This window comes from Streptomyces sp. NPDC057963, from assembly GCF_042887155.1.
Lineage (GTDB): Bacteria > Actinomycetota > Actinomycetes > Streptomycetales > Streptomycetaceae > Streptomyces.
Genome location: NZ_JBHVPX010000013.1, coordinates 74,626 through 88,093, shown reverse-complemented (window position 1 = coordinate 88,093; position 13,468 = coordinate 74,626). Strand labels below are relative to the sequence as shown.

General features: G+C 70.6%; 11 protein-coding genes. 2 read left to right on the top strand and 9 right to left on the bottom strand.

Going from position 1 to position 13,468, the window contains the following annotated elements; genetic code table 11:
- The first annotated feature begins 27 nt into the window (after positions 1-27).
- Together ACFVT1_RS27890 and ACFVT1_RS27885 are read left to right on the top strand one after the other, a co-directional pair.
- Entirely contained in the window at positions 28-825 is a 798-nt protein-coding gene (locus tag ACFVT1_RS27890) for a carbon-nitrogen hydrolase family protein (protein WP_389800298.1), read from the top strand.
- A 50-nt stretch (positions 826-875) separates the two neighbouring features.
- Positions 876-2,582 (top strand): flavin monoamine oxidase family protein, encoded by a 1,707-nt coding sequence (locus tag ACFVT1_RS27885; protein WP_389800296.1) that lies wholly within the window; start codon positions 876-878, stop codon positions 2,580-2,582.
- Positions 2,583-2,610: 28 nt separating this feature from the next.
- Here ACFVT1_RS27885 and ACFVT1_RS27880 read toward each other — a convergent pair whose 3' ends face one another.
- From ACFVT1_RS27880 to ACFVT1_RS27840, 9 genes are all read right to left on the bottom strand, one after another.
- On the bottom strand, positions 2,611-3,459 hold the full coding sequence (locus tag ACFVT1_RS27880; protein ID WP_389800295.1) for a fumarylacetoacetate hydrolase family protein: 849 nt from the start codon (positions 3,457-3,459) through the stop codon (positions 2,611-2,613).
- A gap of 73 nt (positions 3,460-3,532) precedes the next feature.
- Positions 3,533-4,555 carry a hydroxyacid dehydrogenase gene (locus ACFVT1_RS27875; RefSeq protein ID WP_389800294.1) on the bottom strand — a complete coding sequence of 341 codons (1,023 nt, stop codon included), beginning with the start codon at positions 4,553-4,555 and terminating at the stop codon, positions 3,533-3,535.
- Positions 4,539-5,594, bottom strand: coding sequence for a dihydrodipicolinate synthase family protein (locus ACFVT1_RS27870; RefSeq protein WP_389800292.1), 1,056 nt, complete (start codon positions 5,592-5,594; stop codon positions 4,539-4,541). Before ACFVT1_RS27870 ends, ACFVT1_RS27875 begins: the two co-directional genes overlap by 17 nt.
- Before the next feature lie 8 nt (positions 5,595-5,602).
- Positions 5,603-6,631 carry an NAD-dependent epimerase/dehydratase family protein gene (locus tag ACFVT1_RS27865; RefSeq protein ID WP_389800290.1) on the bottom strand — a complete coding sequence of 343 codons (1,029 nt, stop codon included), beginning with the start codon at positions 6,629-6,631 and terminating at the stop codon, positions 5,603-5,605.
- A 6-nt stretch (positions 6,632-6,637) separates the two neighbouring features.
- Positions 6,638-7,585, bottom strand: coding sequence for a carbohydrate ABC transporter permease (locus tag ACFVT1_RS27860; protein ID WP_389800288.1), 948 nt, complete (start codon positions 7,583-7,585; stop codon positions 6,638-6,640).
- Positions 7,586-7,587: 2 nt separating this feature from the next.
- Positions 7,588-8,496, bottom strand: a complete 909-nt coding sequence (locus ACFVT1_RS27855) for a carbohydrate ABC transporter permease (protein WP_389800286.1) — start codon at positions 8,494-8,496, stop codon at positions 7,588-7,590.
- A gap of 108 nt (positions 8,497-8,604) precedes the next feature.
- Entirely contained in the window at positions 8,605-9,858 is a 1,254-nt protein-coding gene (locus tag ACFVT1_RS27850) for an ABC transporter substrate-binding protein (RefSeq protein WP_389800284.1), read from the bottom strand.
- 47 nt (positions 9,859-9,905) lie between these two features.
- Positions 9,906-11,162 carry a Gfo/Idh/MocA family protein gene (locus ACFVT1_RS27845; protein WP_389800282.1) on the bottom strand — a complete coding sequence of 419 codons (1,257 nt, stop codon included), beginning with the start codon at positions 11,160-11,162 and terminating at the stop codon, positions 9,906-9,908.
- A gap of 125 nt (positions 11,163-11,287) precedes the next feature.
- Positions 11,288-13,438 (bottom strand): peptidase C14, encoded by a 2,151-nt coding sequence (locus ACFVT1_RS27840; RefSeq protein WP_389800280.1) that lies wholly within the window; start codon positions 13,436-13,438, stop codon positions 11,288-11,290.
- Positions 13,439-13,468: the final 30 nt, after the last annotated feature.

The window sequence follows — 13,468 nt, the reverse complement described above, 5'->3', positions numbered from 1 at the left end:
CCCCGCCCGCACCGTCCGAGGTCAGCCATGCCGCCGTTGCGCACCGCCCTGCTCCAGAGCTCCGGACGACCCGGGCACGTGGACGAGAACATCGACGTGCTCGACGGAGCGGCGCGGCGGGCGGCGGACGCCGGGGCCCGGCTGCTGGTCTGTCCCGAGCTGTTCCTGACCGGGTACGCGATCGGGGCCGATGTGTCCCGGCTGGCCGAGCCGGCCGACGGTCCTTCCGCCCGTGCCGTCGACGAGATCGCCGCCCGGCACGGGCTCGCGGTCCTCTACGGCTACCCGGAGCGCGCGGGCGAGCAGATCTTCAACGCCGCGCGCCTCGTCGGGCCGGACGGCACGACGTCGGCGAACTACCGCAAGACCCACCTCTTCGGCTGCTTCGAGCAGGAGTGGTTCACCCCGGGCGAGCAGCCCGTCGTCCAGGCCGAACTCGACGGCGTCCGCATCGGGATCATGATCTGCTACGACGTCGAGTTCCCGGAGAACGTCCGGGCGCACGCCCTCGCGGGCACCGATCTGCTGCTCGTGCCCACCGCGCAGATGCACCCCTTCCAGTTCGTCGCCGAATCCGTCGTGCCGGTCCGCGCCTTCGAGAACCAGATGTACGTGGCGTACGTCAACAGGACCGGCCCGGAGGGCGAGTTCGAGTTCGTCGGGCTGAGCTGCCTGGCGGGTCCCGACGGCACCGTCCGCACCCGCGCCGGACGCGGCGAGGAACTGGTCGTCGGTGAGGTCGACCCGGAGTTCCTGGACACGTCGCGCGCCGCCAACCCGTATCTGCACGACCGCCGCCCCGGTCTGTACGGCTCCCTCGTCTGAGCCCGTCCTCCCCGTTCCAACTCTTCACCCGCGCAAGGAGTCCGTACCCCATGACGTCCACGGTGCCCACCGCCGTCCAGCACACCGACGCCACCGAGCCGATCACCATGTTCGGGCCGGACTTCCCCTACGCGTACGACGACTTCCTGGCGCACCCCGCGGGGATCGGGCAGGTACCGGCGACGGAGCACGGCACCGAGGTCGCCGTCATCGGCGGCGGACTCTCCGGCATCATCGCCGCGTACGAGCTGATGAAGATGGGGCTCAGGCCCGTCGTCTACGAGGCGGACGAGATCGGCGGCCGGCTGCGCACCGTCGGATTCGACGGCTGCGACCCGGGACTCACCGCCGAGATGGGCGCGATGCGGTTCCCGCCGTCCTCCACCGCGCTCCAGCACTACATCGACCTGGTCGGCCTGGAGACGAAGCCGTTCCCCAACCCGCTCTCCCCGGCCACCCCGTCGACCGTCGTCGACCTCAAGGGCACCTCGCACTACGCCCGCACCATCGACGACCTGCCGCAGGTCTACCGCGAGGTGATGGACGCCTGGAACCGGTGCCTGGAGGAGGGCGCGGACTTCTCCGACATGAACCGCGCGATGCGGGAACGCGATGTGCCGCGCATCCGGGAGATCTGGGCGGAGCTCGTCCAGAAGCTCGACAACCAGACCTTCTACGGATTCCTCTGCGACTCCGACGCCTTCACGTCGTTCCGGCACCGGGAGATCTTCGGCCAGGTCGGCTTCGGCACCGGCGGCTGGGACACCGACTTCCCCAACTCCATCCTGGAGATCCTGCGCGTCGTCTACACCGAGGCGGACGACCACCACCGGGGCATCGTCGGCGGCAGCCAGCAGCTTCCGCTGCGGCTCTGGGACCGCGAACCCCGCAAGATCGTCCACTGGCCGCTCGGCACGTCGCTGTCCTCGCTGCACGGGGGCGAACCGCGCCCCGCCGTGACCCGGCTGCACCGCACCGCCGGGAACCGGATCACCGTCACCGACGCCGCCGGCGACATCCGTACCTACCCGGCCGCGATCTTCACCGGGCAGTCCTGGCTGCTGCTCTCGAAGATCGACTGCGACGACGCGCTCTTCCCGATCGACCACTGGACGGCGATGGAGCGCACCCACTACATGGAGTCGTCCAAGCTGTTCGTCCCCGTCGACCGTCCGTTCTGGCTGGACGAGGCCGTCGACGACAGGGGGGTTCCGACCGGGCGGGACACCATGTCGATGACGCTCACCGACCGGATGACCCGGGGGACGTACCTCCTGGACGACGGCCCCGACCGGCCCGCCGTCATCTGCCTCTCGTACACCTGGTGCGACGACAGCCTGAAGTGGCTGCCGCTCTCCCCGAACGAGCGCATGGACGTCATGCTCAAGTCGCTCGGGGAGATCTACCCGGACGTCGACATCAGGAAGCACGTCATCGGCAACCCGGTGACGGTCTCGTGGGAGAACGAGCCCTATTTCATGGGTGCGTTCAAGGCCAATCTGCCGGGCCACTACCGCTACCAGCGGCGGTTGTTCACCCACTTCATGCAGGACCGGCTGCCCGCCGACCGGCGGGGCCTGTTCCTCGCGGGCGACGACATCTCCTGGACGGCCGGATGGGCCGAGGGCGCCGTACAGACCGCGCTCAACGCCGTCTGGGGCGTGATGACCCAGTTCGGCGGCGCGACCGATGCGACGAACCCCGGCCCGGGGGATGTCTTCGACGACATCGCCCCGGTCGAACTCCCGGAGGACTGAGACCGGCCGGTCCCGGATCCGTTCCGGGCTACGCGGGCCGGCAGACGCTGCGCTGCCGGCCCAGGCCCGAGATCTCGACCTCCATCACGTCGTCCGGACCCAGGTAGGGGAAACGGCCGGACAGCGCCACGCCCTGCGGGGTGCCGGTGTTGATGACGTCGCCGGGCTCCAGCACCAGGTACTGCGACAGATGGTGCACCAGGTGCGCCACGCTGAAGATCATGTCCGCGGTGCTGGAGTCCTGCCGCGGCTCCCCGTTCACATAACTGCGCAGCCGCAGCCGCTGCGGGTCACCGACCTCGTCGGCCGTCACCAGCACCGGACCCAGCGGGTTGAACGTGGCGCAGCTCTTGCCCTTGGACCACTGGCCGCCCGACTCCTCCAGCTGGAAGGCACGCTCGGAGACGTCGTTGCTGACGGCGTAGCCCGCGATGTGCGCGGCGGCGTCGGCGGGGGAGTCCAGGTAGGAGGCGCGGCGGCCGATGACGACGGCCAGCTCCACCTCCCAGTCGGTCTTCTTCGAGCCGCGCGGGATCAGCACGTCGTCGTACGGGCCGACGACGGTGTTCGGCGACTTGTAGAAGAGGATCGGCTGCTCGGGCGGCTCGCTGCCCGACTCCGCGGCGTGGGCCGCGTAGTTCTGGCCGATGCAGAGCAGCGCGGAGGGACGGGCCACCGGGGCACCGACCCGCAGGCCCGTGATGTCGGTCTCGGGGAGCGCCGGCTCGGCGGGGATCAGGTGCGGATTGTCGGCGAGCGCGGCGAGGAACGCGCCGTCGATGTCGTCGGTGATGCCGGAAAGGTCGTGGTGCCGGCCCTCGGGGCAGACGGCGACCGGGCGCTCGTGGCCCGGCTCGCCGATGCGCATCAGTCGCATGACGGTGGATTCTCCTGACAGGTACGGGGGTTGGGGAGGGACTGCGGGCGTTCGCGGACGTTCAGAACATGCCCTAGTGCAGACGGGTGAGGGCGTCGGCGGTGACGGCGTGGACCGGGGGGCGTCCGGCGAGCAGCCGGAGCACTTCGCCGACGGCGCTCCTGCCGAGCCGCTGCCGGCATTCGACGCTGCCCGCCGCCTGGTGCGGGGTGAGCAGCACATTCGGCAGGGAGCGGAAGGGGTGGGCGACGGGCAGCGGTTCGGCGTCGAAGACGTCGATCGCCGCGTCCAGCCGGCCCGACGACACCTCGGCGAGGAGCGCGTCCTCGTCGACCAGCCATGACCTGGCGGTGTTCACCAGGCCCGCGCCGTCCGGCATCAGCGCCAGCTGCTCGGCGCCGATCATCCTGCGGGTCTCCTCGGTGACCGGCGCGTGCACGGCCACGATCCTGCTGTGCGACAGCAGCGTCTCCAGCTCCACGGACCGCACACCGAGCGCCTCGGCGTCCGCGTCGCAGAGGTACGGGTCGGTGACACTCACCCGTGCCCCCATCGCCCGGACCAGGGCGATGTAGGCGCGCCCGGTGCGGGAGGCGCCGATCACACCGATGTCGCTGCCGTGGATCTCGTGGCGCGGCGGGGCCTCGCTCGCCGCCGTCCAGTCCAGCCCGCCGCGCAGGGCGTGGTCGAAGCGCTGGATGCGGTGGAGCAGCGAGAGCGTGAACGCGAGAGCCACCTCGGCGACCGGGCGGGCCATCTCGTCCCCGGCCTGGGTGACCAGGATGCCCCGCCGGAACACCTCCTCCGTGACATAGGGCGCGACCGCCGAACCGGTGTGCGCCACCAGCTCCAGCCGGTCGGCCGAGGCAAGGAGTCCGGCGTCCACCCGGGGTGCCCGCCACGAGGTGATGAGCGCGCGGGCACCGGGCAGCGCCGCGGCCACCGCCGCCCGGTCCGCGTGGTCGTCCAGGACCGTCAGCTCCGCCGCCCGCTCCAGCTCCTGCCACACCTCGGGGGTGAAGAACTGGGCCCGCAGCCCCGGCGGTACGGCGACGACCACCCGGGAACGGCCGGCAGGATCAGGAGAGCCAGGCATCGAGGTGCTCCGCAACGAAGGCGTCATCGGTCAGCCAAGGGTAGGCCGCGGCCACCCGGCTGATCTCCTCGGCCTGTCCGGGGGAGAGCGTCTCGGCCGGATCCAGGCACCGGATGTTCGCCAGCAGGCCCTGACGGTGCAGCACCTCGTGGACCCCGGCGATGCAGCCGCGGAAGGCGCCGCGCACATCGAAGACCGCGCTGTTGGCATCGGTCAGTTCGGAGCGGCGCGCCAGGCAGCGCACCATCGCCTCGTGGTCGCCGCCGCGTGCCTTGCGGACGTCGTCGAGGAGCGTCACCGCGGAGCTCGTCCACACGGCCCACTGGCCGAGCAGGCCGCCCGCGAACCAGCGCGGCTTGCCGCCGGCCGTCTCGTACGGGGTGAGCAGATCACCGATGATGTCGTCGTCGTTGCCGGTGTACAGCGCCACCTCGTCGGCCCGGTCCGCGGCGGCCACCGCCCGTACGACATCGGCCGTGCGGTACCGGTCGAAGGGGGCGATCTTCACCGCGGCCGTGTTCGGCAGATCGGTGAAGGCGGACCAGAAACCTGGCGACAGGTACCGTCCGCCGACGGCCTCCTGGAGATAGAAGCCGATCACCGGCAGCACCTCGCCGACGGCTCGGGCGCGGTCCAGCAGACCCTTCTCGTCGGCACCGGGCACGGCCGGGCTGAGCAGCACCGCGTCATAGCCGAGGCCGGCGGCGGTCTCGGCCTCGGCGACGGCCTGCGCGGTGTAGCCGCAGGCACCGGCGACCTTGATGAACGGGCGGCCGGCCTCGGCGTCGATCGTCTCGGCGGCGAGCTCCAGGACCGGCCGCAGCAGACCGACCTCGGGTTCGCGGATCTCGAACTGGGTGGTGTGCACGGCGACGGCGACGCCGCCCGCTCCCGAGGCGAGGTAGTAGCGGGTCAGCGCACGCTGGCGGCGCTCGTCGAAGGTTCCGTCGTCGTGCAGTGCCAGCGGGTGCGCGGGAATCACGGCCCCGCGGGCGAGCGCGTCCAGGGCAGGGGTGGTGAGGGAGGAGGGAGTGGACATGGAGTGGATCAGAACCTTCCGTCACGGACCTGGAACTTGGTGGGCTTGCCGGACAGCGGCAGCCCGCGGCGCAGCCAGTCGGCCTGCCACTCGACGAGGGTGCGCAGGGCGACGTCCGGGTAGCCGAAGAGCGCGTGGCAGCGGCTCGCGTCGGAGAGCAGCGCGGTGGGAGCCTCCGCACCGGCGAAGACCGGCTCCTTGCCGAACTCCTCGCCGAACCACTGGGCGATGCGGCGCACCGAAGCGGTCTCCGGGCCCGTGAGGTTCAGGGTGAACGCCTCGCCGTCGGTGGCGTGCAGCAGGGAACGCAGGGCGACCTCGTTGGCGTACCCCTGCCACACCACGTTGGCGTGGCCGGTCGTCACATCGACCGGCTCGCCCGCCTGCACGCGGTACGCGATGTCGGCGAGGACGCCGTAGCGCAGGTCGACGGCGTAGTTGAGGCGGATGTTGGCGACCTTGGTGCCGCGGGTCAGCGCCGCGTGGCCGAAGATCCGTTCACGGCCGAGGCACGACATGGCGTACTCCCCGACCGGACCGACCGGGTCGGCCTCGGTGCAGCCGCCGGAGGAGACCGGCACCAGCGGATACACGTTGCCGGTGGAGAACGCGGCGATCCGCGAATCCGACCAGCGGCGGGCCACCCGGTCCGGCATCGCGGCGTTCACGGCCCAGGCGTGCGAAGGGGCCCCGGCGGAACCGAACTTGGCGCCGACCATGAAGATCACGTTCCCGGCGTCCGGCAGTTCGGCCAGGTCGGCGGCCGGGTCCATCAGGTCGAAGGCGACGGTGGAGACCCCGGCGGCCTCCAGCTCGTCTGCGGCGGACCTGTCGGACCAGCGGGAGACCGCGTACACGGTCACGTCCGTACGGCCCGCGGCGTCCAGTGCCCGTCGGGCCAGCCGGCACAGGCTGGGGCCCATCTTGCCGCCAGCGCCGAGCACCAGCAGATCGCCTTCCAGGCGGCCGAGGTCGGCGACGAGTGCGGGGGAGGGGGTGGCGAGCCGCTCTTCGAGAGCGGCCTCATCGGTGAACATGCGTGACTATCCCTTGATTCCGGACGCGGTGACGCCCTCGGTGAAGTAGCGCTGGCCCACCATGTACGCGGCGAAGATGGGCACGAACGCGATGACGGAGCCGGAGAGCACCACATTGAGCGGCACGTTCTGCTGCTGGAGCGAGGCGATGCCGACCGTGAGGGTGCGCATGTCGGTGGACTGGCCGATGACCAGCGGCCACAGGAAGTCGTTCCAGTGCCACAGGAAGACGAAGACGCCGAGCGTGGCGAGGATCGGCTTCAGCAGCGGCAGCACGATCCGGTAGAAGATCTGCCACTCGCTGCAGCCGTCGAGCCGGGCCGCCTCGAAGAGTTCGTCCGGCAGTCCCTGGATGAACTGGCGCATCAGGAACACCGCCTGGGCGTTGGCCAGGGTCGGCACGATCAGACCCCAGTACGTGTCCACGCCGCCCAGCTTCGCGATCATCGCGAACGTCGGGATCATCGTGACGTGGTACGGGACCATCACCATCGACAGGAACGACCAGAACATCGCCTCCCGGCCCGGGAAGCGCTTCTTGGCGAAGGCGTACCCGGCGAGCGAGGCGAGCAGCAGCACGCCGACGACCGAGACGACCGAGTAGACCAGGGTGTTGAGCAGCCAGCGCGGTACGTCCTGGGCGTTCATGACGGTGTCGTACGCCTCGCCGGTCAGCGGCCACGGCAGCAGACTGCCGGGGAACTCGACCGCCGCGGACGGCTTCAGGGAGAGCACGACCATCGCGTAGAACGGGAAGACCGTCGCGATCGCGGCCACCGTCAGCAACGCGGCGCGCGCGATCCGGCCGGCCCGGGTGGGGCGCATGCCGTGCGGGACGGTGTCCTGCTCCGAGAGCTTGCGCAGCTTGCGTTCGGCCCGGCGCGCGGCCCGGTCGGGTGCCGCGGGAGCCTTGCTCGGCGGAGGGGTCCCGGTCTTGACGGGTGCTGTGGTCATGGTCACTGGTCCTTCCCGATCACGAGCCGCTGGATCACCGCGACCACCACGGTCAGCGCGAAGAGCGCGACACCGATGGCGGAGGCGTAACCCAGGTCGAAGTACTTGAAGCCCGCGTCGTAGAGCTGGAAGACGAGCGTGTAGCTGGCGTTGGCGGGGCCGCCGCCGGTCATCGTGTAGACCGCGTCGAAGACCTGGAAGGAGGCCGTCGTCTCGATCACGGCGAGGAAGAACAGGGCGGGCTTGAGCTGCGGCAGCACGATGTACCGGAACCGCTGCCAGGGACCGGCGCCGTCGGTGAGCGCCGCCTCCTCCAGCTCCCGCGGGATGTCCTGCATCCGGGCCAGCAGGATGAGCATCCCGTACCCGAAGCGGGACCAGACGCCGACGATCGCGAGCGCGGGCAGCACCAGCACGTCGTCGGAGAGCCAGGAGCCCTCGGACATCCCGAACCAGCTCATCAGCGTGGACCACGGGCCGCCGGTCGAGAAGATCCAGACGAAGACGGTGGCGGCCAGCACCAGCGAGGTGACGACCGGCAGGAAGAACACCGAACGGAAGAACTTGGCGCCGCGGAACGCACGGCGGGTGATCAGTGCCAGGGACACCGACGCGATGAGCGTGCCCGGCACGGCGAGCACGGTGTAGAGGACCGTGACCTTCAGCGCCTGCCAGAACAGCGGGTCGTCCCACAGGCGGGTGAAGTTGTCCAGCCCGACGAAGCTGCCGCCGCCGGTCAGGGAGTAGTCGGTGAAGCTCATCAGCACACCGGCGACACCCGGACCGAACCGGAAGGCCAGGAAGAGCAGGAAGCACGGAAGGACGAAGAGCAGGCCGATCCGGGCCTCGCGGCGCGCCTGCGGCCCGCTGCGACGGCCCCGGCGGCGGGTGGGTTCCGCGACGACTGCCACGGGGATCTCCTTGCGGTACGGGGGATTGCGGGGGGTCGGGGGAGGGTTCCCCCGGGGAGGGTGCGGGGCCGGGGTCCGGGTGCGGCCGGACCCCGGCCCCGCGCGTGATCAGCGGCCGAGCATCGCCTGCGCGGCCTTCTGCGCGGCGTTCAGCGCCTCCTGCGGGCTCTTCTTGCCCAGCAGCGCCGCCTGGATCTCCGGCGCGAGCATGCCCTGGACCTCACGGGCCTTGTCCTGGAGCGGGCCCACGGTCATGCTCGGCAGCGTGGCGCCGACCGCCGTCTGCAGCGCGTCGCCCGGGTACAGGTCGCCACCGGACTTGCGGGCCGGGAAGTAGCCCGCGGCCTTCTGCAGACCGGCCGCGTTCTTCGACTCGGCGACGAAGTTCAGCCAGTCGCCGGTGTTCTTCTTGCCGGCGCCCTTCAGCATCGACAGGGCGCCGACCGTGCCGTAGCCGACCGGCTCGACGTCCTTCAGCGGCGGCTGGACGACGATGTTCTCCTTGCCCCAGAACGGCTCGACGTCCGTCGGGGTGTTCTGCCAGGTGCAGGCCACCTTGCCCTTGGCGGTCGGGGTCTGCTCCAGCTTGGGCGTGGTCGTGACCAGGTCCTTGTCGGTGTAGCCGCCGTCGACGAGCTTCTTCAGGTAGGTCAGGGCCTTGACGCCCGCCGCGTCGTTGAAGGTGACGGTCTTGCCGTCCTCGGAGAAGACGTCGCCGCCGGCCTGCCACAGCAGCGGGTAGAAGGTCATGTTGAGGGTCTGCTGGGTGTCGCCGTAGTAGGTGGTGGCGTAGTAGCCCTTCTCCTTCAGCTTCGGAGCCAGTGCCTCCAGGTCCGCCCAGCTCGTCGGGTAGTTCTTCTCACCGATCGCGGCGAACACCCGCTTGTCGCAGATCAGCGGGTTGGCGCTGGTCAGGACCGGGGTGCCGAGCGCCTTGCCGTCGATCGTGACGGACTTCAGCGCGAAGTCCGTGTAGTCCGACTTTGCGTCGGCCGGCATGTAGTCGTCGGCCGGGACGATGCTCTTGGCGTACTTCGGCAGCTGGTCCGGGATCAGGTAGACCGCGTCCGGGCCCTTGCCGGAGGCGATCGCGGTGGCCAGCGCGGTGTCGCGGTTGGCCCACGGGAAGGTCTCCACCTTCACCTTGACGCCCGAGTGCTCCTTCTCGAACGCCTTGACCAGGCCGTCCCAGTACGCCTTGTTCTTGGCCTCGTCGAAGATGACCGGGTAGGTCCACATGGTGACGGTGTTGTCGTCGCCGCTGCTGGAACAGCCGGCCAGCACACCGGCGGCGAGCGCGGTGGCCAGGACGGGGGCGGCGACGGCGCGGACTCTGGAACGGCGGGTGAGAAGACGGGACATGAGGCGGTCCTCCGAGGACGTGAGGGTGGGACGGGGAAGAGGGGGTGTCACTTGGCCGGGACCGTCTGGACGGTGCCGGTGTGCCGGGCACGTTCGGCGGCGAACGCCGCGAGATGACTGCCGAGCGAGGTGGCGGGACCGGAGCGGACGGCCCCGGCGTCACCGGTGGCGACAGCGGCGACGAACGCCTCGACGAGCGCGGCGTCCCCGCCGCCGTGCCCGTCGGCCGCGTTCGAACCCGACGCGCCGAGTTCATGGACGGTGGACTCGCCGGTCCGGAAGTCCTGCACCGTGACCCGTTCACCGTCACCGATCAGCCAGCCGTGCGAGCCGAAGATCCGGGTCTGGCGATGCGTCTGCTCGGTGAACGCGACCATCTGGAAGGTCGCGGTCACCCCGTCCGTCAACTGCATCGCCAGCACCTGGTGGTCGACCACGTCGTTGTCGCTGCGGTACGCGCAGACGCCGTACGGCCCCTCGCGCAACGCCCGCACCAGCCCGGCCTCGTCGGTCGCCTCGGTGACATGGGTGACCGGCCAGACCGCGCCCTTCTCGCGCAGCGTCGGCATGTACAGCTTCAGCGCGCTGTACGGGCAGTCGGACTCGACCGCACAGTCGAGGCAGCGGTCGGCGGACCCGGCCGGAGCGTTCTGCGGCCGGAAGTGCTTCAGCCCGCCGAAACTCGTGACCTGTTCGATCCGGCCGCCCATGACGTACGTGATCCAGTCCAGGTCGTGGCAGGACTTGGCGAGCAGCATCGGGGAGGAGTCCTTCTCGCTGCGCCACGGCCCGCGCACATAGCTGTGGGCGTAGTGCCACCAGCCGACCGGCTCCAGATGGTCGAGGGAGACCAGCTGGCCGAGCACGCCGGAGTCCACGACCTCCTTCACCAGGTCGGTGTACGGGGTGTACCGCATGACGTGGCACACCGCGAACAGGACCCCGGCCCGCTCCACGCCCTCGACGATGCGCCGGGTCTCGTCCTCGGTCGGGGCGAGGGGCTTCTCGGCGAGGATCGCGTATCCGGCCTCGGCCAGGGCCAGTACCGGCTCCACATGGAAGCGGTCCTGGGTGGCGACGATGACGGCGTCGGCGATGCGGTTCTCGACGAGCGGCCGCCAGTCGTCGAACTCGACGGGCGCACCGGCGGCGGCCCGCGCCGCGGGGCGGGGATCGGCGACGGCGACGAGCTCGGCGCGCTCGGGGTGCGCCTTGATCCACTCGGCGTACGTCAGACCGCGGTTGCCGGCGCCGACGAGCGCGACCCGTACGGGCCGGCCGGTGATCGGGGTATGCGTGGACACGGGAATCCCTGGTACTCGATGGATGGGGAGGGGTGGGGCTGTTCGTTCGGATCAGGCCGGACCGGAGAGCGCGGGTGCCAGACCCCGCGAGCCCGGCCTGATCCGGACGGGAGTCCCCGAGGTGGTCAGAAGCGCAGCGTGGCCGCGGTGTGGGCGACGCGGTCGCCCTCGTCGGGCATCGCGGTGCGCTCGGTGCCGTCCTCGACACAACCGGTGTGCAGCAGATGGCTGGAGGTGCCGCCGAAGGCCGCGGGCCGCAGTTCGAGCCGGCCGCCGGTGAAGGTGGAGCCGGTGGCCCGGTAGCGGTTGGCGCCCTCGGTGACCAGCACATGGGCGGTGCCCTCGGGCGCGGTCGAGTCGAGGCCGGCCAGCTGCCAGTCGACGGTCCGTCCGGAGCCGGTACGGGCCAGCAGGGCGCCGTCCTTGTTGGTTCCGGTCAGCCGTGTTCCGTCGACGCGCAGGCGCTGGTCCTTGGACGAGGTCAGCTTCAGGCCGGTGTCGCGGAGTTCGCCGCCGAGGACGGTGATGTCGGCGTGCGCGAGCGAGACCGGGGCGGTGTCCTTGGAGCCGGTCAGGGTGCACTGGTCCAGGACGAGCGGTCCGGTGCCGTTGAGGACCGCGCCGTCGACGCCCTTCAGGGTATTGCGCTGCAGGGTGAGCGGGGCGGTCACATTGGCCTGGGTTATCTCCGCGCCCGCCGCGAAGGCGAACGAGGAGTCGGCGATCACATTGGGGCGGGCGGAGAGGTCGGAGGCCCGGGAGACGATCAGCGGACCGGAGGCCGTGCAACCGCGCATCTGCACACCGTCGGCGTTGACCCAGAGCATGCCGGAGCCGGCCAGGGACTTCTTGCCGATGACCAGGACGTCCTCCAGCGTCAGATCGGTGATCTTGACCCGGGCCACGAACCAGGAGCAGGCGTGCCGGCGGACGGTGATCCGCTTGGCCCTGCCGCCCCAGGCGGCGCCGGAGTTGGCGAACGTCATCAGGCCGGAGTTGCCGGTGTAGACGAGGTCGTGCTCGAACTGCCCGTGCGTCACGAACGGGCCCTCGTCGTCACCGTCGCCGTGGCAGTTGGTGACGTAGCAGTAGGCGGAGGCCGTGAAGTCGTTGAGGTGGCGGGCGTTGGAGGTGTGGCAGTCCTCGACGTGCCCGTACAGGCAGTAGATCTGCTGGGTGAGGTAGCCCGCGCCGCCGTACGTCACGGACTTGGGGTTGGTCAGCGAGCACTGCTCGGTGCGGTAGTACGTGCACCAGCGGCGCATCACGACCGGCCAGAAGGTGCCGATGGCCTCGATCCCGGAGACGTCGCAGCGCACCGCGTACTCGTACGCGACCGGGTGCGAGCCGGTCATCTCGTCCTCGCCCCAGCCCTCGAAGACGAGGTTGCGGACGTGGGCGCGGTCGACGGGCTCGACGCGGGTCCAGGTGAGGGTGCGGCCGGCGGCCAGGTCCCAGCCGATCTGGTAGTTGACCCGGATGTGCGTCGAGTCGACGACATCGGTGACCTGGACGAGACGCTGGATCTCCTTCTCGTACTGCCCCGACAGGGCGTTGATCTCCACGGCCCACCACTGGCCGACGGAGAACTTCGCGGAGTCGCCGACCTCGAAGAGGTCCGAGAGATCCGGCATCGCCGCGCTCAGCGTGTGTTTGACGGTGGTGTCGGTGACGGTGCCGCGGAAGGAGAGGACGGCGCCGAAGGGGTTGTCGTGGGTGTTCTTCTCGATGCCTTCGGTGCGCATGCGGTGGCCGCCGAAGTCGAGTTCGATGTGGGAGCGGTCGAAGAGGTGGCGTTGGGTGAAGAGGAGGTCGGTGTGGGCTTCGATGCGGTGGACGCTGCGGTCGGCGATCATCGCGTCGAGGGCGGTGTCGGCGGGGGTCTTGGCGTCGAAGTGGCCGAAGGTGCGGAAGTCGAGGGTTCCGGTGTGGAGCTGGAGCCAGCGGCCGGTCCTGGTGTCTTCGGGGGCGAGGACCGTTCCGCCGTTGTGTGCGGCGGTGGACTTCCGGTCCCAGCGCACGGCCATCGCGCCGCCGTCGCCGGGGGTGTGGTAGCCGGCGATCAGGACCTGGGTGCCGTGGTCGAGCGGCTTGGTGTTCAGCCTGCGCAGCTCGGCGACGGTGTCGACCCGCAGCACGTCGCCCGCGTGCGCGGGTGCGGCCTGTGCCGAGCCGGTGGCCACGGCCGAACCGGCCATGACCAGGCCGGCCAGTCCCGAAGCCCGCAGCAGAGCACGACGGGACGAAGCGGAGGAGGGGTGGTGCGGAACGCTCATGCGGACTTCGCCTTCCGAGAAGTGCCGAGA